The 4,098-nt window shown below is 63.7% G+C and carries 2 protein-coding genes; both read right to left on the bottom strand.

The window, feature by feature from the left end:
* Nucleotides 1-186 precede the first annotated feature (186 nt).
* On the bottom strand, nt 187-2,814 hold the full coding sequence (locus ACP5E6_RS16740; protein WP_427956065.1) for an AAA family ATPase: 2,628 nt from the start codon (nt 2,812-2,814) through the stop codon (nt 187-189).
* Nucleotides 2,811-3,920, bottom strand: a complete 1,110-nt coding sequence (locus ACP5E6_RS16735) for a metallophosphoesterase family protein (protein WP_427956062.1) — start codon at nt 3,918-3,920, stop codon at nt 2,811-2,813. The genes ACP5E6_RS16740 and ACP5E6_RS16735 overlap by 4 nt, the downstream gene beginning before the upstream one ends.
* Nucleotides 3,921-4,098: the final 178 nt, after the last annotated feature.

The raw sequence follows: 4,098 nt of genomic DNA, 5'->3' as shown, positions 1-4,098 counted from the left end.
CCAAGAATCGTCGAAAGGGCGCTGCGGTCAGCCATTGCATGCCGAGCCGCTGTGGGGCGCGTAACCATCACATCGGATCGCCAAACCGTCTCCGGAACGACGCCCGGTCGCCGGGAATCCCTTATGGACAATCGCTGCGCGTTCCATGGTCATGTATCCGCAAACCACTTTGAGAGATTCATTACATCACCGACCTAACGAGATTCGATTGCCTGGGATATGCCGAAATGCCCGGTCGCGACAGGTGAGCAGGATCACCTGCATGCGCGTTGCGGCCTCGGTGAGGATTTCGATCATCGTGTCCAGCCGACCGTCGTCGGAATAGACCAGCGGATCATCGAGTATGAGAGACACCGGCCGACCCTGTTCGAGTAGCATGTCGGCAAACGCGATCCTGGTAAGCACAGCCAGCTGCTCCTGCGTACCACGCGACAGGTTCTCGCATTCCTCGGCTAGGCCACCGCGGGTCACGCTGACCAGAGCGAGGTCCTCGGAGAAGCGCAACTCGCACCCCGGCAGCAATCGCTCGATGTGGCGCTTCGCCCGTCTCGCGACGGGCCCGACGAATTGGGTAGATATCTCGGCGTGGGCCTCGTCAAGCGTGTCGCGCAGCAGCTTCAATGTGTCGGCTTCGACGGTCACGCGCTGGAACGCAGTCCGCGCGGTCTCGGCTTCTTCCGTCGCAGCAGCGGCACGATCGCCAAGGCCGTTGCCGCCCTCGATCTCAATCGTGTTTTCCAGCCGCGCAATCTCGGTCAGGAGCCGGCTGCGCGCTTCCGTCGCCGTTCGGCTGCGCGCGTCGATCACCTCGATCTTCTTCGTGATCGCGGCTGGATCATGCGCCGTCGCGTTGCGCTCGGCGTCCTCTAATTTGACGGCGCATTCGGCCGCCCGCTCCCGCGCCGATCCGATGGTCTCAGTGAGGGTCGCAAATTCTGGACGCGCTTCGGCCTCGTCGATCTGACTTTGGGCGTTGGCAAGATCGCTCGCGGCGGCGGCCTCCATCGTCACAAGGGGACCATCCTCTTCCTCAATGCGCCGCAGCAAGTCGACCGCACTCTCCTGGACGCCTTCGGCCCGGGCCAACCGGTCCTCGGCCGCGTTCAGCTCCTGGGACAACGCGGCCAGATCCGGGACGTCGTCTTGGGCATTCTCGGCCTCGCCGCTCAATTCTGCCATATAGAGCTTTAGGGCTTCCGGACCCGCGACAAGATCGATGATCGGATCAGATGGCGTCACGACCTTGATGCGGGCATCCAGCGTACGCATCTCCGCCGTCGCATCGCGGGCCCGTTCGTTGCGAGCGCGGGCACCGGCCAGATCAGCGACCCGGAGTTCTTCCAGCGCCGCCGCTAATTTGCGCTTTGACTCCATGAGGGCCTCCTCGGCGCTCTCCGCAGCGCCGGGTGGGATAACGGTCAACGCTGCCTTCCCGAAACTGAAGGTCGTCGAGCGGGTCAAAGTGCGCTCGCCCAGGGTGATCGCCTCACCGTCGATCAGCACTGCCCCTTCCGGACCGACATAGCTGATCCGGGTCGCACCGGCGTTCAACACAGCTCTGGCTTCGGCGACGGCGCGCTCGTTTGCCTCGAGCGCCGCGATCCCCATCGCCGGTATGGCGGTGTCGGCAAGGGCCTTCGCGTCGCGATGCTCACGTTCCAGTGCGAGAAGCTCGGCGTGTCTGGCGCGAGCGGCCCTGCTTGCCGCTGCCCGTTTCTGCCCAGCGACAAGCTGTTCACCCGCGCTTGCCGCGGCCTTGGTGGCCGCTCGCGTGCCCCGCGCATCTTCAAGGGACGTTCGCGCATCTGCCACACGCTGACGGGCTTCGAGCAAGCGCTCGCCGATACGATGGCGGCGCGTCTGCGCATCGCCAAGCGCCGCCTGCGCCTTGTCTCGTGCGTCGGTGGCAAGCAGGTGCCGGCGCTGCAGTTCCTGCAAGGCGGCGACCTTCCCGCTCGCCGCCTCTTGTTCGGCGCGCCGGGTCGCCAAGATCTGGACCGCAGTGCGGGCATTTTCCAATGACGTTAGCAGCGCCCGCCGCGCCTCTGCATCGGTTTCGTCGCTGACCTCCCGCTCGATGACCTTCAGCTTGGCGCGAGCGCCTTCCAGGTCCGTGAAGGTCCGCTCGAGGGCCGCCAGTCGCTCAGTCGCGTCCCTTGCCGCCGCATCAGCGCGTTCGAGCCGTTCACGCGCTTCGGTTTGACGTCCCCTCTTCTGACCTGTCGGTGTCCAATAGGCGCCATATTGATCATCCACTCGGGCGCGAACCTTCTTGTAAGCAGGACCGCCCATGATCGAACCGACCTCGGCCTCAAGGGTCGAGGTGATGGTATCACGCACGATCTGACCCGGGGCAGACACGGCCAGCGCTTCAGTCTGCGCAACCCAAAGAAGACCGAGCGCGCCGTAACTCGCCACGTCGCCGCTCCGACTGTTGTCCTTGACAGATCCTAACAAGGTATTGAGCCGGGTCTCGGCATCTTCGCCTTGCGCCCGACCTTGCGGTCCGGTCACCTCCACGGATGCGCCGCGCAAAAATCGCTTCGACACGGACCACGGCGCGCCGTCCGCCTCAAACACCACCTCGACCTTGGGACCGACCGCCTCGCCATGCGGCGCGTACGACTGCGCGAGCTGGTTCTTCGTATTGTGACGGACGAAGAATGCAGCGCGCAGCGCCTCGAGGAGCGTCGATTTGCCGGTCTCATTATCCTCAATGACGATGTTGAGGCCGTCGGTCAGGCCCTCGATCACCGTTGGCGTGCGGAACTTGCGGAACCCATCGAGGACGATCCGGCGGAGGCGCAGGCTCATGGTCGCTCCTCACGGCTATATTCCACGAACAGTCGCTCAAGCGCTCGTTTCGCAAGGGTGGCGTGCTGGCCCTCGGCATCGATGCCCGCCGCCAGCTTGGCGGCGGCCGCGCCGAGCATGCCTTCCACGGCGAGGGTCGCAAGGTCGTCGTCGCTTGGGCGCCCGACCAGATTATCGGCGCGGACGTCGAGATACCGCAGGCGATGCGCCAGATCATCTTCGAGATGACGAAGCATCGCGATCCGGTCGCTCAGGCAAGTAATGCCAGTGAGCGTCAATTGCAGCAGGACCGCCGAAGGATCGACGGCGTCGAGCAGGCGGTCGTTCTCGGCATCGAATGCTGCGAGTTCATTGACCAGCCACTCCCGCCGAAGCCATTGAAAACGCCCCGTTCGAAGCGGCGTGACCTCCGGTTCGCGACCGGCTGCTAGGTCGACTACGAGGGCATGACCCGGCTCGTCACGCTGAAACCGGTCCGTCTCGGGCGTGCCGGCATACCATGTGCGTTGATCGACCTTAAGCACCCCGTGCCAGTCGCCCAACGCAAGATAGTCAAGACTGGAGCGGCGCACCCGATCGGGAGCGATCTGGTTCTTCGTCTCGCCCTGGCTCCCGAAATCACGGATCGAGCCATGAGCAAGTCCGATCCGCAAGGTCGCGCCTGGCGTTTCCATGCCGTCGAACTGGGCGGTTGGATCTTCCAGATTATGACGATGGACAAGTGGGGCCGGCAACAGCCAGATCCCGCTGTCGATCTCGTATGGCGTCGCATCGGCGAGGATAGTGATCCCATCCCCAGCCCGCTGTCGAACCCGATTCCACAAGCCGCCGTTGCGGGCGAAGTCATGGTTGCCGGGAAGAAGCCACCATTTGACGCTGTAGCGCCCCATCCGCGACACAGCTTGGACGATCGTGCGATCCTCTGGCCCTTCGTTGTCGAAAATGTCGCCAGCCACGAGGATATGAACGATGCCCAATTCCACTGCGGCCTTGCCGAGCGTGTCGATCGCATCGAAGCGCGCTTCGGTTAGCACCGCGCGAATGTCCGGCTCGAAGCGGCCATAGGGCTTGCCGAGCTGCCAATCGGCCGAGTGCAGGAACTTCATAGTATCCCTATAAGGGAAGCACCGCATTCTCACTAGCTGTCATTGAACCAGTCCGAACGGAGCCTAACAACAGGTTCGTACCCCAGAGCGCTTGTCCGCCGTTTCGGCGGCGGTCTATACTCGCCTGAACGGAGGGCAGCTTTCAGTATCGCTGTGCGGACAACTGAACGACCGCAAC

This window comes from Acidiphilium sp., assembly GCF_049977125.1.
Classification (GTDB): domain Bacteria; phylum Pseudomonadota; class Alphaproteobacteria; order Acetobacterales; family Acetobacteraceae; genus Acidiphilium.
This window is presented reverse-complemented; position numbering and strand designations above follow the sequence as displayed.